General features: G+C 65.7%; 22 protein-coding genes, 1 tRNA gene and 1 other RNA gene. 10 read left to right on the top strand and 14 right to left on the bottom strand.

All coding sequences use genetic code 11. The features are described 5' to 3' along the window. Positions 1 to 7: 7 nt before the first annotated feature. The gene (locus HF684_RS04625; RefSeq protein WP_169251547.1) at positions 8 to 415 is read right to left on the bottom strand and encodes a YciI family protein; all 408 of its coding nucleotides are present in this window, start codon (positions 413 to 415) and stop codon (positions 8 to 10) included. 275 nt (positions 416 to 690) lie between these two features. On the opposite strand from HF684_RS04625, the gene HF684_RS04620 reads away from it, so the two are divergent. From HF684_RS04620 to HF684_RS04610, 3 genes are all read left to right on the top strand, one after another. Then, positions 691 to 1,359 carry a hypothetical protein gene (locus tag HF684_RS04620; RefSeq protein WP_169251546.1) on the top strand — a complete coding sequence of 223 codons (669 nt, stop codon included), beginning with the start codon at positions 691 to 693 and terminating at the stop codon, positions 1,357 to 1,359. A 250-nt stretch (positions 1,360 to 1,609) separates the two neighbouring features. Next, positions 1,610 to 2,143: a type 1 glutamine amidotransferase domain-containing protein gene (locus HF684_RS04615; protein WP_169251545.1), complete on the top strand. Its 534-nt coding sequence runs from the start codon at positions 1,610 to 1,612 to the stop codon at positions 2,141 to 2,143. Positions 2,144 to 2,257: 114 nt separating this feature from the next. Continuing rightward, entirely contained in the window at positions 2,258 to 3,838 is a 1,581-nt protein-coding gene (locus HF684_RS04610) for a SpoIID/LytB domain-containing protein (RefSeq protein ID WP_169251544.1), read from the top strand. Between the two features lie 102 nt (positions 3,839 to 3,940). Here HF684_RS04610 and sfnG read toward each other — a convergent pair whose 3' ends face one another. From sfnG to HF684_RS04595, 3 genes are all read right to left on the bottom strand, one after another. Next, entirely contained in the window at positions 3,941 to 5,089 is a 1,149-nt protein-coding gene (sfnG, locus tag HF684_RS04605) for a dimethylsulfone monooxygenase SfnG (RefSeq protein WP_169251543.1), read from the bottom strand. A gap of 534 nt (positions 5,090 to 5,623) precedes the next feature. Continuing rightward, positions 5,624 to 5,711, bottom strand: a tRNA-Ser gene (locus HF684_RS04600). A 145-nt stretch (positions 5,712 to 5,856) separates the two neighbouring features. Then, positions 5,857 to 6,753 carry a helix-turn-helix transcriptional regulator gene (locus HF684_RS04595; RefSeq protein WP_169251542.1) on the bottom strand — a complete coding sequence of 299 codons (897 nt, stop codon included), beginning with the start codon at positions 6,751 to 6,753 and terminating at the stop codon, positions 5,857 to 5,859. A 121-nt stretch (positions 6,754 to 6,874) separates the two neighbouring features. Here HF684_RS04595 and HF684_RS04590 point away from each other — a divergent pair, with 121 nt between their 5' ends. The 3 genes from HF684_RS04590 to HF684_RS04580 all read left to right on the top strand — a co-directional run bounded on the left by HF684_RS04590 (position 6,875) and on the right by HF684_RS04580 (position 10,217). Further along, positions 6,875 to 8,416: an MFS transporter gene (locus tag HF684_RS04590; RefSeq protein ID WP_169251541.1), complete on the top strand. Its 1,542-nt coding sequence runs from the start codon at positions 6,875 to 6,877 to the stop codon at positions 8,414 to 8,416. A gap of 2 nt (positions 8,417 to 8,418) precedes the next feature. Beyond that, an RNA gene (gene ffs / locus HF684_RS04585) (signal recognition particle sRNA small type) lies at positions 8,419 to 8,514 on the top strand. A gap of 191 nt (positions 8,515 to 8,705) precedes the next feature. After that, a complete protein-coding gene (locus HF684_RS04580) occupies positions 8,706 to 10,217 on the top strand; it encodes an Ig-like domain-containing protein (protein WP_248279113.1) in 1,512 nt (503 codons plus the stop codon). A gap of 47 nt (positions 10,218 to 10,264) precedes the next feature. Here the strand turns inward: HF684_RS04580 and HF684_RS04575 are convergent, their stop codons facing one another. Beyond that, on the bottom strand, positions 10,265 to 11,293 hold the full coding sequence (locus tag HF684_RS04575; protein ID WP_169251540.1) for an iron-siderophore ABC transporter substrate-binding protein: 1,029 nt from the start codon (positions 11,291 to 11,293) through the stop codon (positions 10,265 to 10,267). A 178-nt stretch (positions 11,294 to 11,471) separates the two neighbouring features. Here HF684_RS04575 and HF684_RS04570 point away from each other — a divergent pair, with 178 nt between their 5' ends. After that, positions 11,472 to 11,831 (top strand): helix-turn-helix transcriptional regulator, encoded by a 360-nt coding sequence (locus tag HF684_RS04570; RefSeq protein ID WP_248279112.1) that lies wholly within the window; start codon positions 11,472 to 11,474, stop codon positions 11,829 to 11,831. Here the strand turns inward: HF684_RS04570 and HF684_RS04565 are convergent. From HF684_RS04565 to HF684_RS04545, 5 genes are all read right to left on the bottom strand, one after another. Beyond that, positions 11,828 to 12,157: a hypothetical protein gene (locus HF684_RS04565; protein WP_248279111.1), complete on the bottom strand. Its 330-nt coding sequence runs from the start codon at positions 12,155 to 12,157 to the stop codon at positions 11,828 to 11,830. The genes HF684_RS04570 and HF684_RS04565 overlap by 4 nt on opposite strands. A gap of 71 nt (positions 12,158 to 12,228) precedes the next feature. Beyond that, a complete protein-coding gene (locus HF684_RS04560) occupies positions 12,229 to 12,903 on the bottom strand; it encodes a response regulator transcription factor (RefSeq protein WP_169251539.1) in 675 nt (224 codons plus the stop codon). After that, the gene (locus tag HF684_RS04555; protein ID WP_169251538.1) at positions 12,900 to 14,210 is read right to left on the bottom strand and encodes a sensor histidine kinase; all 1,311 of its coding nucleotides are present in this window, start codon (positions 14,208 to 14,210) and stop codon (positions 12,900 to 12,902) included. Before HF684_RS04555 ends, HF684_RS04560 begins: the two co-directional genes overlap by 4 nt. A gap of 80 nt (positions 14,211 to 14,290) precedes the next feature. Continuing rightward, a complete protein-coding gene (locus HF684_RS04550) occupies positions 14,291 to 14,872 on the bottom strand; it encodes an ATP-dependent Clp protease proteolytic subunit (protein ID WP_169251537.1) in 582 nt (193 codons plus the stop codon). Then, entirely contained in the window at positions 14,869 to 15,504 is a 636-nt protein-coding gene (locus HF684_RS04545; RefSeq protein ID WP_169251536.1) for an ATP-dependent Clp protease proteolytic subunit, read from the bottom strand. Before HF684_RS04545 ends, HF684_RS04550 begins: the two co-directional genes overlap by 4 nt. Positions 15,505 to 15,649: 145 nt before the next feature. Between HF684_RS04545 and HF684_RS04540 the strand changes: the two genes are divergently transcribed. From HF684_RS04540 to HF684_RS04530, 3 genes are all read left to right on the top strand, one after another. Continuing rightward, positions 15,650 to 16,288: an endonuclease gene (locus HF684_RS04540; RefSeq protein WP_169251535.1), complete on the top strand. Its 639-nt coding sequence runs from the start codon at positions 15,650 to 15,652 to the stop codon at positions 16,286 to 16,288. A gap of 52 nt (positions 16,289 to 16,340) precedes the next feature. Further along, positions 16,341 to 16,646: a hypothetical protein gene (locus tag HF684_RS04535; protein ID WP_248279110.1), complete on the top strand. Its 306-nt coding sequence runs from the start codon at positions 16,341 to 16,343 to the stop codon at positions 16,644 to 16,646. Positions 16,647 to 16,782: 136 nt separating this feature from the next. Continuing rightward, a complete protein-coding gene (locus HF684_RS04530; protein WP_169251534.1) occupies positions 16,783 to 17,604 on the top strand; it encodes a YidC/Oxa1 family membrane protein insertase in 822 nt (273 codons plus the stop codon). A gap of 101 nt (positions 17,605 to 17,705) precedes the next feature. Here the strand turns inward: HF684_RS04530 and HF684_RS04525 are convergent, their stop codons facing one another. The 4 genes from HF684_RS04525 to HF684_RS04510 all read right to left on the bottom strand — a co-directional run bounded on the left by HF684_RS04525 (position 17,706) and on the right by HF684_RS04510 (position 22,626). Beyond that, positions 17,706 to 20,255: an ATP-dependent Clp protease ATP-binding subunit gene (locus HF684_RS04525; protein WP_169251533.1), complete on the bottom strand. Its 2,550-nt coding sequence runs from the start codon at positions 20,253 to 20,255 to the stop codon at positions 17,706 to 17,708. A 116-nt stretch (positions 20,256 to 20,371) separates the two neighbouring features. Then, the gene (locus HF684_RS04520) at positions 20,372 to 21,163 is read right to left on the bottom strand and encodes a DUF3152 domain-containing protein (RefSeq protein ID WP_248279109.1); all 792 of its coding nucleotides are present in this window, start codon (positions 21,161 to 21,163) and stop codon (positions 20,372 to 20,374) included. A 105-nt stretch (positions 21,164 to 21,268) separates the two neighbouring features. After that, positions 21,269 to 21,937 carry a VOC family protein gene (locus tag HF684_RS04515; RefSeq protein WP_169251532.1) on the bottom strand — a complete coding sequence of 223 codons (669 nt, stop codon included), beginning with the start codon at positions 21,935 to 21,937 and terminating at the stop codon, positions 21,269 to 21,271. After that, positions 21,925 to 22,626 carry a VOC family protein gene (locus tag HF684_RS04510; protein ID WP_169251531.1) on the bottom strand — a complete coding sequence of 234 codons (702 nt, stop codon included), beginning with the start codon at positions 22,624 to 22,626 and terminating at the stop codon, positions 21,925 to 21,927. Before HF684_RS04510 ends, HF684_RS04515 begins: the two co-directional genes overlap by 13 nt. Positions 22,627 to 22,726 lie beyond the last annotated feature (100 nt).

Here is a 22,726-nt window from a genome sequence, read left to right as displayed (position 1 = left end):
TCCCTGATCATTCGTCCACGCTGGGTGCGTGGTCGAGGAAGGGGCGCAGTTCGAGCCATTCGTTGATCGGCTCCCCTCCCTTGCCCGGCGCCGCAGACAGCTCACCAGCGAGTTCGAGAGCGCGGTCGTAGTTCTCGACGTCGATGACCATCCACCCGGCGATGAGATCCTTCGTCTCCGGGAAGGGACCGTCGGTGACCGGAGGCTTGCCCGGTCCGCCGGATCGGACGAAGGTGCCCTCGGGCGAGAGCGCCTGGGAGTCGACGAATTCGCCGGAATCCTTGAGCTTGTCGGCGAAGGCGTTCATGTACGCCACATGCGCGTCGACCTCCTCGGGACTCCACTGATCCATCGGGGTGTAGTTCATGAGGTCGCTCGACATCCGATAGTGCTTGAGCATGAGGTACTTGGCCATGATGGTCTCCTTGTCTCGTGCCGCTCGCACTGGTTGTGCTCGCTGACATGTCTGGGACGCAGCCGGACGAGTATTCTCGACATCGACGGCGAAGATTTCTCGGATCTCTTCGGCGCCGATCGTCGAACACAGTCCCAGAATAGGCCGATGTGTCCGTCCTGGAACATGCGTCACCGGATCCGAACACGAATCGGCCCAGGTCACGGCTCCGCGCTGAGAGGCTTGTCTTGTACGAAACACCGACAGCTTTTTCCACACGAGACCAGGAGCAGATCATGAAGGCACAGACACTTCTCAAGACCATCACCGTTGCCGGAGCTCTCGCCGCGACCCTGACACTCTCGGCCTGCGATATGAACATCACCTTCGGCCCAGAAGGCCAGGAGCAGGAACAGGGCCAGGAGCAGGACGGCCAGCAGGCGCAGCAGACCGAGGACACCGAGACGACCGCCGAAGAACCGGCATCGGATTCGGGCTCCACCTCGGACTCCGCCGGTTCGGACTCCACCGGATCGGATTCGACGGGCACGACGGATAACGGCACCACCGACACCGGCACCACCGGCAGCGGCGGATCCACGGACTCCGCCAGCGCCTCCTCGGCGAGTGATTCCTCCACATCGAACGGATCCTCGTCGTCGAGCGGCACGACCGACAACGGCTACCAGGGCCCGCGCATCGGCGAAGACGGAGTCGAACTCGATGCCGACGGCAACGGCAAGATCCCCGCCGACGTTCTCGAGGCGGACATCAAGAACGCCTACGCCAAGCAGGGCACCACGGTCGACAACGTCGACTGCTACTCCGACCTGCGGATCTTCTCCCACAGCGGCTCGCAGAACTGCACCGTCACCGCTGCCGGCAAGAATCACTACGGCACTGTGAAGATCACTTCGGCGTCGCAGTCCGGCATCGGCTACAGCCTCGAATTCCCGAACATCTGAGCCGACTCCGCACGCTCGCCTCATCGGCGCAGCGATCTCGATCCGCTCTCCTCGAGCAGCCGCGATTCGCCTGACGAAGTGCGCGCATCCCCACCCGTACTCCCCTGGCCCGCATCGGCCCGGGGAGTGCGGTCATTCACGTCGTGGAACACGTCGGCTTCCTGTGGTGTTATTCTGAGGCGGTTGCTGACAGAGACGGCAGCCGCCAGGACAGACAGTCTGCACGACAGAGACAGATAGGAGCACCATCATGGCCATCACCGATAAGAAGGTCGCATTCCTCCTCACCCGCGGGGTCGAGCAGATCGAACTCACCAGTCCCCGCGCCGGACTCGACGAGGCCGGTGCGACGACCGTCATCGTCTCCCCGTCAAAGGGCACACTGCAGGCGATGGAAGGCGATTGGGAGCATGCCGAGACCTTCGACGTCGACGTTCCCGTCGCCGAGGCCTCGGTCGATGACTTCGACGCCCTCGTCCTGCCCGGCGGCACCCTCAACGCCGATGCCCTGCGTCTGGATGAGGACGCCGTCAACCTCGTCAAGGCGTTCTTCGCCGCCGACAAGCCCGTCGCGGCAATCTGCCATGCCCCATGGATCCTCGCCGAGGCGGGAGTCGCCAAGGGACGGAAGCTGACGTCCTTCATATCGACGAAGACCGACCTGATCAACGCCGGTGCCGACTGGACCGACGCCGAGGTTGTCGTCGACGGCAACCTCATCACCTCCCGCAACCCCGGCGACCTCGACGCGTTCAACAAGGCGATCGCCGAAAAGCTGAGCTGACCGGAAACGTCGACCCGATCAGGGCAAGCCTCGACGAGCTCCTCGGAACGATCGTTCCGGGGAGTTCTTCTGTTCGACACCTGAGGTATTGACAGCCCCGCTTATGATCTACTCATGCCAGCTTCCCCGTTCGTCAAGGCGACGACTCCTGCCCTCGCGGCCGTTCTCATCGGACTGCTCCTCACGCTCGTCGCAGCCCCGTCCCCCGCGAACGCCGCGTATCCGACCGCGGGGGCGATCGGGACGATGCACAAGTCGCTCGGCGGAAACGGCGGCAAGCTCGGTCCGGCCGTCGGTCCGCAGCGCTGCACGCTGGTCCAGAAGGGCTGCTATCAGTCGTTCACGAACGGCAGCATCCATTGGACGAAGTCGACCGGTGCTCATGCCACGTGGGGTGCGATCCGCACCGCGTGGAAGAAGTCCGGCTGGGAACGCGGAGTTCTGGGATATCCGACGAGCAATGAGTACCGCTCCGGGTCCGAGACCCGGCAGAAGTTCCAGCACGGCATGATCGTGTGGACGGCGAAGTCCGGGGCGAAGGTGCAGGTGACGAAGACGGCGGCTCCGGCGTCGTTCACAGTATCGGGATCGGGGTTCGGCCACGGCGTCGGCATGAGCCAGTACGGAGCGCGTGGCATGGCCGCAGCCGGGAAGACATCGACTCAGATCCTTCAGCACTACTACACCGGTGCGAAGGTGACGACGACGTCGAAGAACGCCGACGACAGGCTGCGGGTGCAGCTGCTGACCGGGAAGAAGTCGGTGACGATCACTCCCCGGTCCGGGAAACTGAGGGTCAAGATCGGGTCGAAGACCGTCGAGTCGGGAGCGACGGTCACGGTCGAGCGCACCTCGACCGGCACGGTCAAGGCGAAGGTCGGGTCGAAGAGCTATGCGGCCTCGAAGCTCATCGTCGAATGGCAGGGAACTCGCTATTGGAAGTCATCCTCGGCGACGACGGTGTCGGTCAGCGGTGCACAGAACGGGGCGACCGGCGCCTACCGGCACGGGCGGATCGAGATCGGGCAGCTGAAGAGCTCGCTCAATGTCATCAACGTGGTGGGTCTCAACAGCGAATATCTGCCGGGCATCGCCGAGGTGCCGGCATCATGGCAGTCCGAGGCACTGCGTGCTCAGGCCATCGCCTCCCGCACTTATGCCTATCGCAACCTCGGTACTCCGAAGTCCGCGTGCGACTGCAATGTCTACGACGAAGTGGCCTCGCAGCGTTTCCTCGGGTGGACTCATGAGAACGCAAGCGATTCGGGTCCGTGGCGCAAGGCCGTGGCGGCGACCCAGACGATGAGCGGTTCGACGGTGAAGTCCGCGCGCGTCGTGACGTACAAAGGCAGCCTCATCGACGCCGTGTACTCCTCTTCTGCCGGGGCCAAGACGCATTCGGCCGCCGAGGTGTGGGGATCACCCGTGCCCTACCTCGTCTCCGTCGATGACTCACCGTCGAAGTATGCCTCCGCGAAGAACCCGAACGCCTCGTGGACGGTGACGATCAAGCAGACTGCTATGGCGCGGGCCTTCGGGCTGGCAGATGTCCGGTCTGTGACGGTGACGAAGACCGGGTCAGGTCTGGTGAAGACGGTGAAAGCCACCTCGGTGAAGGGGAAGACCGCGAGCCTCACCGGCAGTCAGCTGCGAACGAAGCTCACACTCAAGTCCGCATCGTTCGGTGTGAAGTGACATGACGTCGTGAGATGAATCGACGTGCCCCGACACCCTCTTCCGGGTGTCGGGGCGCGGTCATGGTCTCCGACCGGTTCGAACGCTGGCTCGGGCGCCGGATCAGACGCCGGCAGGGGTGAGCAGACCCCGGTCGACGAGTTCGGCTTCCTTCTCGCGCACGATCGGGATGACGGTCTTGCCGAACGCCTCGAGTTCCTCCTGGAAGTGGAGGAAACCGGTGAGGATGAGGTCGACGCCGATCTTCTTGTACTCGATGATGCGGTCGGCGACCTGTTCGGGAGTGCCGATGAGCTGGGTGCGGAAGCCGTCGTTGTACTGGACGAGGTCTTCGAAGCTCGAATTCGCCCACATGCCCTTCTTATCGTGAGTCGAGGCACCGGCCTGCTGCACGGACTTGCGGAATCCTTCGAGGGCGCCTTCGTCGGCTTTGGCAATGATCTCGCGCAGCTGTTCGCGGGCCTCGGCTTCGGTGTCGCGGACGATGGCGAACCCGTTGAGTCCGAATCGGACCTTCCGATTGTGCGCCCGAGCCACCTCGGTGACATCGTCGTACTGTTCGCGGAATCCGTCGAAGTCCTTGCCGTTGGAGAAGTACCAGTCGGCGTGCTTGCCGCCGTTGATGCGCGCGGCCGAGGAGTTTCCGCCTTGGAAGATCTCCGGGTGGGGGCGGCCTTCGACCGGGTAGGGTCCGGGACGGAGGGTGAAGTCGTCGACGGTGTAGAAGTTGCCGCGGTACTCGACGTTCTCCTCGGTGAAGAGCTTGCGGACGACGTCCATGAACTCCGCGGACCGGCGGTAGCGTTCGCCGTGTTCGAGCCAGGGCAGGCCGAGGCGGGTGTACTCATCCTTGAACCAGCCGGAGACGACGTTGATCGCGGCCCGGCCCTTGCTGAACTGGTCGGCGGTGAGGATGAACTTCGCGAGCACGGCCGGTTCCCAGATGCCCGGATGGATGGCGGCGATGACCTTGAGCTTCTCCGTGGCCAGGGCCAGCGCGAGCGAGGTGGCGGTCGACTCGTGCTGCTGGGCCGCACCATAGCTCGAGAGGTACCGAACCTGACTGAGCGCGTATTCGTAGCCGACGGCCTCGGCGGTCTGCGCAAGCTTGACGTTGTAGTCGTAGCCCCAGTCGGTGCGCTGTTCGATGTTCGACACGACCAGGCCGCCGGAGACGTTGGGCACCCAGTAGGCGAACTTCAGGTCTTCGGGCTCACCGGTATAGATCGGGTTGGCGTGGATGTTCGTCATTGTGTGTCCCTTCCCATCGAAACTGGCATGAGCACCGTGTCCGCGGGTCGTGCGCTGCGCAGGCTGCGGGTTGCGCGATCTGTCCGCCCCGGACCGGTTGCTGCGACGTCATCGGGCCAGTTCCCTGAGGTCGCTCGTGATGTGTGCAGGTGTGCAATATCTTGTGTGCAGGTGTGCTGTGCCAGACTACTGAGACGCAGACCACACGCGGCGGACAGATTTCGCGAAGCGACGCACGCCGTCACAATGACGCACTTCGCCAAGAACCGTCATCCGATTTGCGTTCCGGCAACGGCCGTCTGCTGCACCCAGCTCCGCATCCCTCACCCTTGGCGGCACACCACCTCGTTGCACCGGTGCGTTGGGGCAGGACCGATGGGGGATGCGGACGCACCTGGAGGAGGTGGCACGAATGGCGTGAACTGCCACGAACGGTGTGGGATGCCTGACAACGAACCTCCCGCGTCCAGCGGAGAGCCCCGCGGTGAATCGACGAAGTCCCGGCCCGCAGATTCTGCGAGACCGGGACTTCCGTGGCGGAGGATAGGGGATTCGAACCCCTGAGGGCGTTAACCCAACCCGCGTTCCAGGCGAGCGCCATAGGCCACTAGGCGAATCCTCCGCAGATCAGCTTATCCGAGTCATGACGACAATGCGAAATCGCGGTGGCCGAGTGTGAAGCATCCCACTTCCCGCAGGTGAACAGGCGACCTCAGACTCCGCTTCCGACCGCGAACACGCGACCTCACCACCCGACGGCACACGGTTCAGTCGGCCACGGCGCGCAGATGCCGTTGTGCCGCCGGCTGTACGTCGGGACGCCTGCGTTCGATGCTGCCGTCGTTGACCCAGCCGTGCAGCGTCTCCAAGCGAGACCGCGACACCGTGTCCACGGGCTGATAGGCCGAGAGCGTCAGCCTCTGGTTCTCCTGCGCGATGAGCGTCGTCATCGTCAGCTTGAGCGTGCCCACATACGGGTTCTCAATGGTCTTGACCCGCCCCACGGAACGACCGACCGTTCCCGAATCCCAGAGTCGGCAGAATTCCGGATTCCTGCGCAGCCGCGACAGCAGCGGCGACCATTCCGGATCGTCGATCGACTCCGCGTAGGAGGCACGCAGTTTCGCCACGACCTGCGCCCGGTGGCCGTCATCGGAGTGGAAGGTTCGCGCCCATTCCGGGTTCTCGAAGGACTGGATCGCGCAGTTCCGGTCGGCCGGAGTGAGTGCTTCGAGGTCGGAGGCGAGATACCGTTCGACGGAGTTGAACGCGAGGATCGTGTACCGCGGGTCGGTGACCATCGCCGGCAGCGGCAGCAGTTCGTCGAGCAGGCTGCGCATCTGCTCACCGACCGCCGAGTCCCCGGGGTTCGCCACCCGGTCCGGGTATCCGCCCAGCAGGAAGAGATGGGCACGCTCCTCACGGTCGAGCAGCAGCGCCTCGGCGATGGACTCGAGCACCGACTCCGAGGGGTGAACCTCACGCCCCTGCTCCAGCCAGGTGTACCAACTGGTGCCGATGTTCGCGAGCACCGCGACCTCTTCACGCCGCAGTCCCGGCACCCTCCGCCGGGTACCGGCCGCAAGACCGACCTCGCAGGGCCGCACCCGATTGCGTCGCGAGCGCAGGAATCGTCCGAGCTCCTCGGTTCTCACTTGTGCCATGCCTCCATTGTCCGCCCGACGGTCAGGCTCTTCCACCCTGTCACCGCTCTCAACCTGGTGGTCCGACCAACACCATCGACACGCCCTCCCACTGCCCCGCGGCCCATCGCAGACTGGATCCATGAGAGATTCCCACACGCAGACATCATCGACCTCTGCCGATGAGGTTCCGACATCGGCCCCCACCGAGGCGGCTCCCGGTCACGGACCCAACGTCGACCCCGCGCCCACCGCAGGCCATCCCGCCCCGGTGCTTTGGCCGCTTCACCTCGGCGCGTTCCTCGCGACGTTCATGTTCTCCGTCTCGAACGTCGCGATCCCCGCGGTGAAGGCGGACATCGGTGCGAGCGATGCAACCTCGGCGCTCGTCGTCGGTCTGTTCTCCGCCGCCTTCGCCTCCGGTCTCATCCTCTGCGGTCGCATCGGGGACCGACTGGGCCGGCGCCGCCTGTTCATGATCGGCACGGGCGCGCTCGTCATCACCTCAATCGCCGTCGGACTGTCACCCGATCCGCTCTTCCTGCTCGGGGCACGCACGGCACAGGGCCTGGCGGCGGCAGTGATGATGCCGCAGATCCTCGCAAGCTTCCAGCATTCGCTGTCCGGAGCCGCGCGATTGAAGGCGATCAGCCTCTTCGGCGCGTTCTCCGGAGTCGGCACCGTCGGCGGTCAGGTCCTCGGCGGCGGACTCATCTCCCTCTTCGGCGATACCTGGGGGTGGAGGGCGGCGTTCCTCAGCTGCGCGGTCGCCGCCGCAGCCGCCTACGCAGGTTCCCTGCGATTGACCGAATCACGCAGCACCGACCCTGCACCCCTCGACGTCCCCGGCGCGATCCTCCTCGACCTGGGCATGATGTGCCTCGTCATCGGACTGGCGCTGGGACCCGTCACCGGATGGCTGCCGGTTCCGGTGATCCTGCTGACGGTCAGCGCCTTGGGCTTCGCGGCTTTCGCCCTGTGGCAGTCGCGGGCCGACGCGACCGGCCGGTTCCCGCTCATCCCACCCGACGTCGTCGCGGTTCCGGCCGCGTGGGTGGGAATGCTCATGGCCTTCGTCTTCTTCGCGGGTTTCGGCACCTTCCTCTTCAACTTCTCACTGGTCTCCCAGACCGGACATTCCGATCCGGCGTATGTCTCCGGTCTCACCCTCGCCGTGTTCTGCATCGCGTTCCTCGTCGCCTCCCTGTATGTCCACCGCCTGGTCGCATCGTTCACCGGCCCCGGCACCATGCTGCTGGGCACCGGCCTGCAGATCGCTGGACTTCTCGGCATCGCATTGGTCTCCTCGAGTGCGGGAGCCGGGTGGCACCTGTGGTTCCAGGCCCCGGCCCTCATCCTCGGCGCGGGGCAGGCTATGCAGTTCGGCCCCTTGGTGGGCACAATCGTCGGTGCCGTCCCCGACCGGGTGGCGGGGCTGAGCGGCGGCCTCATCGCAACGATGCAGCAAGCGGGGATCGCCGTGGGTGTCGCACTCCTCGGCGCACTCTTCCACTCGTTCACCGCTGTCTTCGGGTTCGACAGGGCGTTCGGCCTCGCCTGTTTGGTGCAGATTCTGCTGAGCATCGTCTTCGGCGCCGGCGCGTGGTATCTGCGCCATGCGGCCCGTCCGCGTGTGGCCCCGCCCACTCGTTTTGTCCGCCGAGGCCGCTCTCGACTAGACTGATTCACGGCTCCCCGTGCGGCGTCATCTTGTGAACTCCCCCAGGGCCGGAAGGCAGCAAGGGTAAGCGAGCTCTGTCGGGTGCACGGGGAGTCCTCTATTCCCCGACAACTCCCCAACATCACAATTCCACAACTCCCCTTATCCCCCATCTGCCCAGGTCAGCTCTGCCTCCACGGCCATCCGGTCACCGGATTCGGCGCCGCGATGCAAATTCGTTAATACTTTCGTGATTTTGCTTCATTACCATGAATCGCAGTTCTCATCCCTGTGCTTGAACGAGGTTTCCCTGTTGTCCACGAAGATCCACGGGGCCGTTGCCGCCCTGTCGGCACTGGCCCTGCTCACGGCGTGCACGCCGTCGAGCGATGATCCCGATGCCACCCGTGATGGCGCGAACAAGACCGCCGAGGCGGCCGCGGATCCCGTATTCCGCGTCGGATCCATCACCGCCGAAGCAGCAGAATCCGCGACCGAATCGACGTCGACGTCCCAGCCCAGCGACGATGCGACCTCCACCGCGGAACCGAGTCCGGCCACCGATGCTGCGACCGCGATGCCCGGCGCCGGAGACTTCGGGGAAGTGACCGAATCCGGCGACGAGATCGATCTGGAAGCCGGCCAGAGGATCGGCATCTCCGTCGAGAACGCCGACCTCAGTGACATCTCCGTCACCGAGGAGGCCCACCCCCGAATCGCGCACGATCCCGGCACATTCTTCGATGCTTCCGGTACCGCGCTCGAGTCAGAGGAGGACGCCCAAGCCGGTTCGTCGACACCGAGCTCCACCGAATCCGGATCCAGCGACGACGAGTCCACGGAAAAGTCGAAGGGCAGCGATTCAGAGAGCAAGGACGATGCCGAAGCGGTCTCCGCCCCGGATGACTCCGCCGCCTGGATCTCGACCTACGGCCTCGTCGCCGACAGCGAATACACCGTGAAGGTCACCGCCACTGCTGCTGACGGAGACGAAGTCGACCTCGACGCAACGATCACTGTCGGCGCCAGCGACGGGGCACCGATGTCGGTGCGCACGACACTCGCCGATGACCAGACGGTCGGCGTCGCGGCCCCCATCATGCTCAACTTCGGTTCCACCGTGTCCGAGGAATTCCGTGACGATGTGGAACGTCGACTCTCGGTCAAGGTCACCGACGAAGACGGCGAGGAGCGTGAGGTCGAAGGCTCGTGGGGTTGGCTCTATGACGATCCGCAGTCCCGCCTGCACTTCCGTCCGAAGGAGTTCTGGCCCGCTCATTCCAAGGTCTCCGTCGACGTTCCGCTCAAGGACGTGCCGACGGGTGAGAACAGCGTGGGACAGAACGATCTCACCCTCGATTTCGAGATCGGACGCAAACAGGTCGTCAAGGCCGACGTGAAGACCCACCGGATGACCGTCACCCGTGACGGCAAGACGGTCATGGACTTCCCGGCCTCCCTCGGCGCACCGAAGTCACCCTCGTACAACGGCACGCACGTGGTGATGTCGAAGGCCGCCGACTATACGATGACCTCCGAGCAGTGGGACTACGAGACCGATGTCCAGTGGGCTGTGCGCATCCACAACAACGGCGAATTCATTCACGCTGCTCCCTGGTCGGCAGGCGTGCAGGGTTCTCAGAACGTCTCGCACGGCTGCGTCAACCTCACCACCGCACGGGCGAAGGAATACTATGACTCCGCGATCTTCGGTGATCCCGTCGAGATCACCGGTTCGCAGGTGAGCCTGTCGACCAATGACAGCGACATCTCGGACTGGGTCTATTCCTGGGATGAATGGAAGAAGCTGAGCGCCCTCGATTGAGAGCGCCCAGCTCGCCCGGCTGATTCGGCTGCTGCTTCGCCGTCGACCTACTTGTCGAGCTTCTCGACAGCTTTGTCGATCATCGGCACATAGCGCTCGAGCGTCCAGGGGACGGTGAGCGGGTTGATGATCGAGGAGCCGGTGACGAAGGGCTGGTCATCCGGAGCCACGACGGCCCCGGCTTTGATCGCCGGAATGTTCGCATACAGTCCCTGCGATTCGATCTCTTTCCTGTTCTTCTCATCGGAGTAGAAGGTGAAGATGAGGTCCGAATCGTTGAGCTTGTCCGCGTTCTCCAGACCGATGAGCGCTGAATCCGTTCCGGGCTCGTCGTAGTCCTCCTTCAGCTCGTCGATGATCGGATCCGGGGTCAGCCCGAGCGCCGAGACCATCGCCACCCGCTGCTCGTTGGGGTAGAAGACGCCGAGGGTGCCGGGACCCGAGTTGTAGATGAAGGAGAATGTGAGGTCCTTGTATTCCTCCCGCTTCGCCTCTTTCAGCTGCGTCTTGATGTCGTCGACGAGACCAACGGATTCCTCTTCCTGACCGAGCGCCTTGCCGATCGTGGTGATCTGCTCATCCCACTTGATCGTCCACGGCTGCTTCGGGTACGCCACGGTCGGGGCGATGGCATCGAGCTGCTCATACTGGTCGGCCGTGATTCCCGACCAGGGAGCGAGGATGACATCGGGTTCGAGCTCGGCAATGGCCTCGACGTCGAGTTCCGTATCGCCCTGGAACTGTTCGGGCAGCTTCTCGCCCTTGTCCTTCACGGCCTCGTAGATCCACGGCATATAGCCGGTGTCATCGGATCCCCAGGCGTATTCCTCCATACCGACCGGAGTCTTGCCCAACGCGATCGCGGTCTCCGTCGATCCCTGACCGAGGGTGACGACGCGCTCGGGCTCGGACTCGATGACCGCTTCGCCGAGTGCGTGCTTGATCGTCACGGTCTCGAAATTCGCTGACCCGGACCCCTCCGCGGCCTGCGATCCCTGCCCGCAGGCGGTGGCGGTGAGCGAGAGTGCGACGAGCGCTCCGGCGATGACGGCCCGGCGGCTGTGAGGAACTGACATTCCTGTCCTTTCGACAGTGGTCGGAGCCGGTTGCGGCTCCTCGACATTAACGTAGGACAGCCTAACTTAACTAAGGGCGCACTTGGCAATACATGTGACTCACTTCACGTCAATCGTCTTCATCTGCTCACAGCGGAAACCCTCGCCGAGGCGACCATGCGAACCGTAGGCTCACCCCATGACCGACATGCTCCCGCACAGCTCGACCCCGCCGCTGCTGTGGCGTGAGGCGCTCGGCCGCGCTCTCCGCCTGCGCCGCACCGATCTGGGTCTCACCCTGGCTCAGGTCTCCCACCGGTCCGGGGTCTCGACCCAGTTCCTCTCCGAGATCGAACGCGGGCTCAAGGACCCGTCGTCCGAGGTCATCGAGGCCGTGGCCGAGGTACTCGGGCTCCAGCTGCCGCAGATCCTCGTGCTCGCGGCCCTCGGCCTGACCTCTGGTGTTCCTGCAACCGCGCTGCTGTCGGCGACCGGGATGACGCAAGCCGCACCTGCTCCGCCGGCAGCGGGTCAGGTGCGGCTCGCTCTGGCGGCTTAGCCGTTCCCGGCCTCGGTCCTGTTCGCCCTCAGCACCTCGAGGCGGGCGCGATATTCGGCCTCCTCGATGTCACCCTGGGCGAAGCGCTGCGCCAGAGTCGCCTCGGCGCTCCTCGTTCCTTCTCGTGCCGCAGCCGCCCACGGCGGTCCCCCGGCCTGCCGCCACCGGCGACGGTTGAGCGTCACGATGAGAGTGACGATGAGTCCGATGACGAGGACCCAGAAGATCGGGATGAGGAAGAAGAACGGCCAGGCCAGCGGTCCGTGTTCCATGTGCATGATGCCTCCTTGGCGGGTGTCCACGCCGTTCGTGGACCTGGTATCCATGACACACCTCGAACCGGTCGCAGCGAATCCGCTGGTGGGAGTCACCTGTCCTGCTCCGCACGGAGCACCACTCAGTGCTCGTTCAGCCAGCCGGGCGAGACCAGCCCCGATTCGTAGGCGAGGACGACGAGATGAACACGGTCCCTGGCCCCGACCTTCGTCATGATGCGTGAGACATGCGTCTTCGCGGTCAGCGGGGAGAGCACGAGCGAGTCGGCGATCTCATCGTTCGACTGACCGCGGCCGACGAGCGCGAGGACTTCGCGTTCGCGGTCGGTCAGCACGTCGAGTCCCGCATCCGGCTCTGCCTTCAGGCCCAAGGACATGCGCGAGAGCAGGTACTTCGTGACTTCGGGTGAAAGCAGAGCCTCACCGGCGGCCACGACGCGCACGGCGCGGATGAGGTCGGTCGGGTCGGTGTCCTTGAGGAGGAATCCGCTGGCCCCGGCCCGCACGGCGCGGACGATGTATTCGTCGAGCCCGAAGGTCGTCACGAGCACCACGCGCACGGCATCGAGCCGCGGATCGGCGGCGATCTCCTCCGTCGCCCACAGGCCGTCTCCGTCGGGCATGCGGATGTCCATGAGAACGACGTCGACAGGTGCCGTGCGCAGCGCTTCGAGCAGGGCCCGCCCGCCGGAGGCGTGGATCGTGACCTCGATATCGTCCTCGGAATCGAGCAGTGAGGCGAAGCCGGCGCGCACGAGCTGATGGTCATCGGCAATGGCGACTCGGATCGGTGTCATCGCTGTGCCTCCTCGTCGGGAAATTCTGCAGGGTCGGCGTTCCAGGGAAGGTCGACGTCGACGGTGGTTCCCCGCTGGCCCTCCGATGTCAGGGTGAGTGACCCTGTCAGCAGTTTCGCCCTCTCGCGCATGCCCATGATTCCCGTCCCTTCGACTTCTCCGGACATTCCCGATCCGTCATCGCTGATGCGCACGTGCAGCCGGTCCGAATTCCGCTCGATCACGACACGTGCGCTGTCAGCGCGAGCATGTCTGAGCACATTGGTCAGTGCTTCCTGAATGATCCGATAGGCGGCTGCGTCCGTCGATTGACCGGGCTGCTCCCGCGCTCCGTCGGAGTCTGTGGCTCGCCGATCGTCCACGCTGATGTCCGTGGAGCCGACGAGGCGGGAGACCAGTGCCGGAACAGCGTCGAGGCCGAGCACCGGTGCCAAGGGTGCCGGTCCTGAGGCTTCCGCAGCACCGGTGTCGGAGCGCATCGTGTGCAGCACGGTGCGCACTTCGTTGAGTCCGGTGCGGCTGAGTTCTCTGATGGCCGCAAGTGCCGAACGCGCCTGTTCGGGATCGCGGTCGATGAGGTGTTCGCCGACTCCGGCTTGGACGTTGATCTGGGACAGTGCATGGCCGAGGACGTCGTGGAGATCCCGGGCGATGCGCAGCCGTTCGGCCTGGACCACCTCGGCGCGGTGGGCGCTCTGCTGGGCGGCCTCCTGGCGACGCAGTTCGCTGCGGCGGCGGACGAAAGCACCGATGCCCACGGCGATGGCCAGTCCGATCGTCGCCGAAACCACTCGCCCCACTGACCACTCGATTCCCAGCAGGGGACCGAGCAGCAGGCTTCCCAACCAGACTCCCACCGCCGAGGCGATCGCCCAGAGTCCACGTCCGCGAACCATCGCTGCGACGACGGCGAAGAGGAAGGCGGCGTAGAACGGCGTCGCTCCTGGTCCGGCCGGTGACCACGGTCCGTGGTCGCCCCACGCGTCCGGTCGCATGCCGACGTCGCCGGGGCCCGAATCGGGCGTCGCTGCCGCCCACACCAGGATGTCGAGGACGACGAGTCCTGCCAGTGCGGCCACGCGCGGTCCGGGCCACCTCGCAGCGAAGAGGAAGACCGCCGGGGAGACGACCGCAGTGCCGATGCGCACGATCATCGCGGCCGCAGACGTCTCGGTGTGGAAGGCGAGGACGATCGCGAAGGGCAGCTGCAGCACCACCGCGGCGACGGTGAGCAGGACGATTCGTCTGCGTGTGCGCGGCGAAGATCCTGCCGCGCGGGCGCGACGATCTCGACGGTCCGGTCTCATCCTCCGATCGTAGCGACCCGGCCCGGATGTCGTCGTCATCCTCGGGGAGTACGTTCGACCACCACGCTGGGAGCAGTGAGTCAGAGGATGACGTCGACGAGTCCGAAGTCCCGCGCCGCTCTTGCGTCGAGAACGAGATCGCGATCGAAGTCACGGTGGATCTGCTCCGGGGTCCGTCCCGTGCTGTCGGCGAGCATCTCTTCGACCTCTCGGCGCTGCCGGACGATCTCGTCTGCGGCGACGATGAGGTCGGGGATCGTGCCGCGTGCACCTTCGGCATGCGGCTGCCGCAGCACGGCGCGGGCGTGTGCGAGCATGGCCCGCCGGCCCGGTTCTCCGGCGGCCAGGAGCACGGCCGCATCGGCGACCGCCTGCCCGACGCAGGTGGTGGCCACGGGCGCACCGATGTGGTGCATTGCGTCGAAGATCGCGGTCATCGCGGTCAGGGAGCCGCCTGGGGAGTTGATGTACATGCTGATCGGCAGGTCCCGGCTGCTCGAATCGAGGTGGAGCAGCTGCGCGATGATCGTGTTCGCCACTCCGTCGTCGATGGGCACGCCGAGGTAGACGATGCGGTTGCCGAGCAGGTGCGAGTAGACGTCGACGATCTTCTCGCTGCCACCGGTCCGGTCGACGACGTTGGGGATCGTGTACTGGCTCATCGCCCTCCTCCGATCTGGACGTGCAGGTCGGCCGGGGAGTCGATGATGCGGTCGATGAGTCCGTACTCGATCGCCTCCTCGGCGGTGAACCACCGGTCTCGCAGGGAGTCTTCGAAGATGCGTTCGTAGGTCTGCCCGGTCGCCTCGGCGATCCGGTGCAGGACGGTGTCCCTGACCGAACGGAGGTCGTCGCCCTGGAGTTCGATGTCGGCGGCGGCTCCGCCGATCCCGCTCGAGCCCTGGTGGAGGAGGATGCGGGCGTGGGGCAGAGCGAGTCTTCTTCCCGGCGTGCCCATCATGAGCACGAACTGTCCCGCCGAGGCGGCCCACCCGAAGGCGATCGTGACCACGTCGTTGGGCAGGGCGGCGATGGTGTCGGAGATCGCGTGCATCATCGGCACTGACCCGCCGGGAGAGTTGATCCACAGGTGGATATCGGAGCGCGGATCCTCGGCGGAGAGGAGGACGAGTCGGGAGATGATCTCCATTCCGTTCTCGTCCCGCAGCTCGCCGTTGAAGACGACGGATCGGTAGGCGTAGAGCATGCGCTGGGATTCGGGGATCGCGGTCGTCGTCGGAGACTCGTTGGCCTCGGCGAACACCGATGGGCTGGTTGCGGTTCGTGTGTGCATGTCTCAACTGTGCGACCCAGCGACGGCGGCCCGTGCACGGATCCGCTGGAAGCGGGACCGTGCCGCTGTGAGCGGACGGGCACCGGCATCTGAGGCTCCGGCGACCTTTGACTCTTCGACCGGGCGCGGACTTAGGATCGACGGCATGAGCACACAGCGAGATCGGGCCGGTCGCCTCATCGATGTGCACGGTCGCACATTCGCCGCGGAGGCCGGGATCACACTCCGGGACAAGCCGGCCCCGCTGTGGCAGCTGCTCGTCCTCAGCCTGCTCCTGTCCACGCGCATCAGCTCCGACATCGCCCTCGCGAGCGCGCGCGAGCTGTTCTCGGCGAAGTGGAGAACGCCGCAGCGTCTGCGCGCGAGCTCGTGGCAGCAGCGCGTCGATGCGCTCGGACGCGGCGGGTATCGCCGCTACGATGAGAGCACCGCCACCCGTCTGGCCGAGGCCGCCGATCTGCTCATCGGCCGATGGGACGGGGACCTGCGGAAGCTGCGCGATGAGGCCGAGGGGCAGCCTCGTCGGATTTCGGGGCTCCTGCAGGAATTCACCGGGATCGGTCCGACCGGGGCATCCATCTTCCTCCGAGAGGCCCAGCAGGTCTGGCCCTCGGTGAGGCCTGCATTCGACACTCTCGTTCGCAAGGGCGCGAAGACGGCCGGGCTGCCGGAGCAGGACGAGAAGCTGGCCGCATTGGTCGATGACGATGACCTCGCAGGACTCGCGGCCGCGCTCGTGCGTCTCGCCCGAGATCCGGACCTCTCCGCCGACGCAGAGGACTGAGACCTTCGCCCAGGCCCGCGTGTTAGCATCGTGGCGTCTGAAAGGGGACGAGATGATGGCGAATATGTGGCTGACGCTGCAGCTGCTCGTCGTCGTGCTCTCTTCCGACCTCGACTCGGTCGTGCCCCAGTCCCCCACTCATCTCATCGTCCTCGCCCTCCTCGGTGCAGCCCTGCTGACGCCGATCGCTGCATGGGCGAGCATGGCTCTGCTGCGTGTGCTCTCACTGTCGGCACTCCCGCCGTCTCTGCCGGGCACGCGCCGAAGCATCCGCGAATTCCGTATGCCGGAGGAACCCGGCACTCCGGGTACGGCTCTGCCCAGAGCCCCCTCTTCCGTCGTTCACGCCATCGCCTGAACGACCTCGATCGCGTTCCGTACGCAGCTCCTCCCCCGCCTCGGCGCGGGTGATCCTCATCAGTCATCACGGTGATGGCCGCACACGGCCCATTCAACCGCGCCTCAGTGCGCCTAAGTCCGAAGGACGATCACCTGTGAACATCTACGAATTCCTGCCCATCCGCCTGCTCGTCGAGGCCGCCTACACAGTGGTCACGGGGATCAGCGACATTCTCGAACCGCTCGCCGGCGGCTTCAGCGCCGCTCTGGCCGTCATCGTACTCACCGTGCTGGTCCGCGCCGTGCTCATCCCCGTCGGGGTGTCCCAGGTCAGGGCCGGCATCACTCGAAAACGGCTGGCCCCGAAGATCAGAGAGCTGCAGACGAAGCACAAGAAGCAGCCCGAACTCATGCAGCAGAAGCTCATGGAGCTGTACAAAGAGGAGAATGCCTCCCCCTTCGCCGGATGCCTGCCGGTGCTGGCACAGACCCCAGTGCTCATGGCCGTCTATGGCCTCTTCATCAATGCGACGATCGGCGGGCATGCCAATGAGCTGCTCGATCACACGCTCTTCGGTCTGCCCCTGAACACGAGCTTCGTCAGACTGCTCGGCGCCGGGGATCTCACCGGCACGGCCATCACGGTCTACCTCATCCTCGTCGTGCTCATCACCATCGTCGCCGGCTTCTCCCGCCAACTGCTCACTCCGGCTGCGCCCGAGACCCCGGCCGTTCCCGCGGGGAATCCGGGGAAGAACGGGTCGGATGCTCCGACGATGCCGGATCTGTCCGGGGTGATGAAGACCCTGAGCTTCATGCCCTTCCTCACCGCGATCTTCGCGCTCTTCGTCCCCTTGGCCGCCGCACTCTACCTGGCGACGACGACCACGTGGACGCTCGGCGAACGGCTCGTCCTCAACAAGCTCCTCGGGGCGAACGACCCCCAACCCGAACAGTCCTCTGCCACCCGCGGCTGAACCGGGACGCGACGCTGCCCGCAGCAACGACAGAGCCCGGGACGAAAGAACGGAATCCTTCGTCCCGGGCTCATGCGGGGACCGCCTCGGCGATCGAGGGATCAGGCCATGATCGGCTCCGGGCGAGCACCGGCCACGACCCTGAGGTCGCCGCCTTCGACGGTGGCACGCACGGTGCCGCCCTCGTCGACCGCCTCGGTGACGAGGAGGTCGGCGATGCGGTCGTCGAGTTCGCGCTGGATCACGCGGCGCAGCGGACGGGCACCGAACTCGGGCTCGTAGCCCTCATCGGCGAGCCAGTCGAGAGCCTCTGCCGAGACGTCGAGGGCGATGCCCTGAGCCTCGAGACGCTGCTTCGACGCGGCCAGCTGCTGATCGACGATGGAGCGCAGCTGCTCGCGATCGAGGCGGGCGAACATCACGGTGTCGTCGATGCGGTTGATGAACTCCGGCCGCATGAATTCCTTGAGCCGCCCCATGACCTTGGCCTTGAGGTCTCTCTCTGCATCCTCCGCAGCACCGGAGGCGAAGCCCAGCGGAGTGCCGGACATGAACTCGGACCCGAGGTTCGAAGTCATGATGATCACGGTGTTGCGGAAGTCGACCGTCCGGCCCTGACCGTCGGTGAGACGTCCGTCGTCGAGGACCTGCAGCAGCAGGTTGAACGCATCCGGGTGGGCCTTCTCGACCTCGTCGAGGAGGATGACCGAATACGGGCGACGGCGGACCTTCTCCGTCAGCTGACCGGCTTCGTCGTAGCCGACGTAGCCGGGAGGGGCACCGACGAGCCGGGACACCGTGTGGCGTTCGCCGAACTCGCTCATGTCGAAGCGGATCATGGCCGACTCGTCGTCGAACAGGGTCTGTGCCAGTGCCTTCGCCAGCTCCGTCTTTCCGACGCCGGTGGGGCCGAGGAAGAGGAAGCTGCCGATGGGTCGGTTCGGATCGGCCATACCGGTCTGGCTGCGGCGGATGGCGCGGGAGACGGCGGTCACGGCCTCGTCCTGTCCGACCACCCGGTCGTGGAGGACCTCCTCCATGTTCGCCAGACGCGCCTTCTGGCTCTGCGTCATCCGCTCCGCCGGGATTCCGGTGGCGCGGGAGACCACATGCGCGATCTCCTGCTCGCCGATGATCGCCTCTGCGGCAGCGGTCTTCACGGCCTCCGCGTCCGGGTTCTCGGCTGATTCGATCCGGGCGGCCACCTCGTTGATCTCATCGCGGACGCGGCCTGCGCGTTCGTAGTCCTCGACCTCGATGGCGGACTTCTTCTCCGCTTCGAGCTCGGAGAGCTTGAGCTTGAGCGCGTCGATGTCGACCGCGGGTCCGCGCCCCAGCGACATCCGGGCGCCGGCCTGGTCGATGAGGTCGATGGCCTTGTCCGGCAGGAACCGGTCGGTGATGTAGCGGTTCGACAGCTCCACGGCTGCGCGGACCGCCTCGGGGGTGTAGGTGACCTCGTGGAACTCCGCGTAGCGGTCTTTGAGTCCGTCGATGATCGTCACCGCGTCCTCGACGCTCGGCTCACCCACGGTCACCGGCTGGAAGCGGCGTTCCAGAGCGGAGTCCTTCTCGATGGTGCGGTACTCCTTGAGCGTGGTTGCGCCGATCATGTGCAGGTCGCCGCGAGCCAGCCGCGGTTTGAGGATGTTGCCGGCGTCCATCGAGTTCGCTTCGCCGTTGCCGCCGGCACCGACGAGGGTGTGGAGTTCGTCGACGAAGACGATCATGTCTCCGTCATCGGCGATCTCGTTCAGCGCTCCGGTCAGGCGCTCTTCGAAGTCACCCCGGTAGCGGGTGCCGGCGAGCATTCCGGGCATATCGAGCGCGATGATGCGCTTGCCCTGCAGCTGCTTGGGCACCTGACCGGAGTGGATGGCCTGGGCGAGGCCTTCGGCGACCGCGGTCTTGCCGACGCCTGCCTCGCCGAGGAGGACCGGGTTGTTCTTCGTCCGGCGGGCGAGGATCTCGATCGTCTGTTCGATCTCCTCCGCACGGCCGATGACGGGATCGAGTCTGCCCTCGGCTGCGAGTTCGGTGAGGTCGGTGCCGAACTTCTCCAGCACGGATTCCTGACCGTCCTCACCCTCGGCTTCCTGGCCGGGGTGCATGCCTGCGGCTTCGGCCGCCTCGGCGCCGGCCTGCAGTGCGGCCTGGGTGACTCCCGCCTGGGCGAGGATCCGACCGGCGGGCATCTCCTGATTGAGCACGAAGGCGAAGAACATGTGCTCCGGATCGATGTAGGTCGATCCGAACGCTCGCGCCACCTGGTAGGCATCGAGCAGGGCGCGCTGGGCGGAGCCGGTCAGTGTGGGAGTGGAATCCGCCTCGGTGTCGGTTGCAGCCGGAAGCCGCTCTTCGACGCTGGCGGCGATGGCCTCGGGGTCGGCGCCTGCCTGGCGCACGGCGGAGATTCCGGGTTCGGAGTCGACCATGGTGCGCAGGATATGGAGTGCGTCGACCTCGGACTGGCCGTGGCGGCCTGCGAACTCCGCGGCCGCTTCGATGACCTCATGGCTGCGCTTGCTCAGCAGTCGGTTGATGTCGACGGAACGGCCTCGGCGGGCTCCGGTCTGTCCCTGGAGGAAACGAGCGAGGAACTCGTCGAACGAGTCTCCGCCCGAGCCTGCGGGTCCGAAGAATGTGGCCAAAGCTGACCTCCTCTTTCAAAGTTGAGCGTATACGACTCAATCAACAGAGGTGGGCGCGCGGTTATTCCCGAGTCGGCTGAGGTCGGTGTCACATGCGGTGACGGGCGGACGTGCGGTCACCCCTTCGAGGGCCAGCCGTTGGGTTCACAGCCCTGCAGACCCTTCGTCTGCTGCTGCATGAGCGGTGCGGTCTTGCCCGGTCCGGGGCAGGATTCGTGACCGTGGCCCAGCGCATGCCCGACCTCGTGATTGATGAGGTACTGCCGATACTGGACGATGTCATCGAATTCATCGGTGGCCGCCACCCAGCGCTTGGCGTTGAGTATGACATTGGGTCCGTTGCGGCACGAAAGCTTGCCCAGGGTGCGAAGAGGCAGGCACATCTCGTCGACGGTGTCAGGGCTGGCGATGGAGATCATCGTGTCCTGTCCTTCGTCGACGAGTTCGATGGAGACGTTGTCGATGTCCTGCCAGCCGCGTTGGTCCTGGAGGGTCTTGATGATGAAGTCGCCGGCCTCGTCGACGTCGATGGGCAGGTTGTCTTCGACGCGCAGAGCGACCTTGAAGGTGGTGCCGTCGTCGCGGTTGGGTCCGGTCTCGTCTTTCGGCCGGTCCCATTTGCCGCTGCCGTGGTTGTCGATCTCGTCTTCGCTCACCCCGGTGGCTCCGGCGTCGTCGATGCTCGAGGTCTCGGAGGGCGAAGAGGATTCCGTCGGCTCACCCGACTGCGTGGTCTCCCCCGTCGGGTCGGCGGAGGCGGCAGGGGTCTCGGCGGCTTTCGGAGTCGGTCGGGTCTCGTCGTCGGCTGCGGGCGCGCAGGCGCTCAGCCCGATGAGCAGCGAGACCGCGGCAAGGGAGGTCAGGGTGCGGAGGCGTGGGCGGGAGACGGGGCGGGTTCGACTGAGCACGCCTGTGAGTCTATCCGCTGCCGATTCATCGAGAAACGGGCTGCGTGTCGAGAAACGCGTGCGCACACCCGAGTCTCGGCACTCAGCCCGTTTCTCGGCGAGCGGTCAGAACTCGAGGATGCCGCCGGGCCCGCGCAACCTGGCATGCAGGCGACAATCCGCCCCCTCGACCACAGTGGTGTCCCCGGCCCCGAGCTCCTCGAGCACCTCCCGTGCAGCCTCAGGTTCTGGACTGTCCACGCGGAAGTCGAGCAGCTCGAGGGTGGGCAGCGCCGCCTCGGCGGGGTGGACGGATTCGCCCCAGTCGATGAGGAACGGCTGCGCACCTGAGTGCGGCAGCGGGGAACGCGTGGTCAGCCGCCACTCGAGACGGTCACCCTCGGCGGTGTCGCGGGCCATGTCCTGAACCTCCCCGAAGTCGATGCCCGCGGAGTTCGCGGCAGCGATCTTCGCGAGAAATGCCGGCGGGTGGATGGCCCAGGTCTGCAGGGTCGGCTCGGAGGCCAGATGCGCGTCGAGCGGCAAGGTCCCGTCAGCGGGCGGTTCCTGCTGCGGGTCGGGGCCGAGGATTTCGAGATAGGTGCGCGCCCCCTCCGGCCAGCCCGCCGGGGCGAGCCCGAGGAGATAGTTCGCGGTCCCCCGTCCCGGGTGCGAACCGCCGGGGACCGCGCGCAGACCGGTGGCCTCTTCCACGGCGGCGACCCCGGCCTCGAGGTCGGGCACCGTGATGATGAGGTGGTCGAGCTGCGCGGGAATGGTGTTCAGAGTGTCCATGATCCACCCGGACCTTTCAGATGAGCGTGCAGACCCTCAGTCTCCCCTTCTTGACCGTCGAGGGCAATGATGTCGAGCGCGATGCCGAAGAAGTCGAGCACCGAGCCGACCGCGGCCGGGGCGTCACTGGCTGCCCACAGCCGTTCGAGACGAACCCACGGCATCTCCTGCCTTGCCGGATGGTCGGAGTCCTTCCAGTCGATGAGGAACGGCTGGATTCCCGACCAGGGCAGCGGGGTGCGCCTGGTCAGGCGCCAATCGAGCACGGTTCCGTCCGGTCTGCGCCGGGTCATGTCACGAACCTCGCCGAGGTGGACCCGCGGTTCCCGTGACCGCGCAGCGGCCATCACGAGACCGTCGAAATCGTCCGGTCGGATGGCCCACCTCTGCACGGTCGGTGCGGTGATCCCGGCCAACCGCGCGGCCGCGAGTGCCGGGTCCTGCTCTGGGTCGGGACCGAGGATCTCGAGGTACGTGAGCGGGTTCGGACCTTCTTCACGCGCGAGTCCGAGCGAATCGGCGAACTCATCGCTGAGCTCGAGCCCGAGCAGCGCATTGGCCGTCCCCAGACCCGGATGAGCGCCCCCGTCAACGGCCGCGACACCGAGGCGAACCTCACATTGCTCAACATATTTCTGAAGGTTAGGAACGGCGATGACCAGATGGTCGAAGCAGGAATTACTCAACATGTCTCAATATTAAGCCACGGATTGACTGCGATTGCACGGATGCGCTTAACTCAGGGCATGCACATCCACTTCGGGTTCCGCGCCGGACACTGCCGCTTCC

The sequence above is a fragment of the Brevibacterium sp. 'Marine' genome (assembly GCF_012844365.1).
Classification (GTDB): Bacteria; Actinomycetota; Actinomycetes; order Actinomycetales; family Brevibacteriaceae; genus Brevibacterium.
This window is presented reverse-complemented; position numbering and strand designations above follow the sequence as displayed.

Bases quoted from the DNA above. Each gene is read 5' to 3' on its own strand.
- HF684_RS04545 (WP_169251536.1), bottom strand. From the start codon at position 15,504: ATGCACACACGAACCGCAACCAGCCCATCGGTGTTCGCCGAGGCCAAC.
- HF684_RS04540 (WP_169251535.1), top strand. From the start codon at position 15,650: ATGAGCACACAGCGAGATCGGGCCGGTCGCCTCATCGATGTGCACGGT.
- HF684_RS04625 (WP_169251547.1), bottom strand. From the start codon at position 415: ATGGCCAAGTACCTCATGCTCAAGCACTATCGGATGTCGAGCGACCTC.
- HF684_RS04590 (WP_169251541.1), top strand. From the start codon at position 6,875: ATGAGAGATTCCCACACGCAGACATCATCGACCTCTGCCGATGAGGTT.
- sfnG (WP_169251543.1), bottom strand. From the start codon at position 5,089: ATGACGAACATCCACGCCAACCCGATCTATACCGGTGAGCCCGAAGAC.
- HF684_RS04615 (WP_169251545.1), top strand. From the start codon at position 1,610: ATGGCCATCACCGATAAGAAGGTCGCATTCCTCCTCACCCGCGGGGTC.
- HF684_RS04610 (WP_169251544.1), top strand. From the start codon at position 2,258: ATGCCAGCTTCCCCGTTCGTCAAGGCGACGACTCCTGCCCTCGCGGCC.
- HF684_RS04575 (WP_169251540.1), bottom strand. From the start codon at position 11,293: ATGTCAGTTCCTCACAGCCGCCGGGCCGTCATCGCCGGAGCGCTCGTC.
- HF684_RS04570 (WP_248279112.1), top strand. From the start codon at position 11,472: ATGACCGACATGCTCCCGCACAGCTCGACCCCGCCGCTGCTGTGGCGT.
- HF684_RS04510 (WP_169251531.1), bottom strand. From the start codon at position 22,626: ATGTTGAGTAATTCCTGCTTCGACCATCTGGTCATCGCCGTTCCTAAC.
- HF684_RS04550 (WP_169251537.1), bottom strand. From the start codon at position 14,872: ATGAGCCAGTACACGATCCCCAACGTCGTCGACCGGACCGGTGGCAGC.
- HF684_RS04560 (WP_169251539.1), bottom strand. From the start codon at position 12,903: ATGACACCGATCCGAGTCGCCATTGCCGATGACCATCAGCTCGTGCGC.
- HF684_RS04595 (WP_169251542.1), bottom strand. From the start codon at position 6,753: ATGGCACAAGTGAGAACCGAGGAGCTCGGACGATTCCTGCGCTCGCGA.
- HF684_RS04555 (WP_169251538.1), bottom strand. From the start codon at position 14,210: ATGAGACCGGACCGTCGAGATCGTCGCGCCCGCGCGGCAGGATCTTCG.
- HF684_RS04535 (WP_248279110.1), top strand. From the start codon at position 16,341: ATGATGGCGAATATGTGGCTGACGCTGCAGCTGCTCGTCGTCGTGCTC.
- HF684_RS04565 (WP_248279111.1), bottom strand. From the start codon at position 12,157: ATGGATACCAGGTCCACGAACGGCGTGGACACCCGCCAAGGAGGCATC.
- HF684_RS04515 (WP_169251532.1), bottom strand. From the start codon at position 21,937: ATGGACACTCTGAACACCATTCCCGCGCAGCTCGACCACCTCATCATC.
- HF684_RS04620 (WP_169251546.1), top strand. From the start codon at position 691: ATGAAGGCACAGACACTTCTCAAGACCATCACCGTTGCCGGAGCTCTC.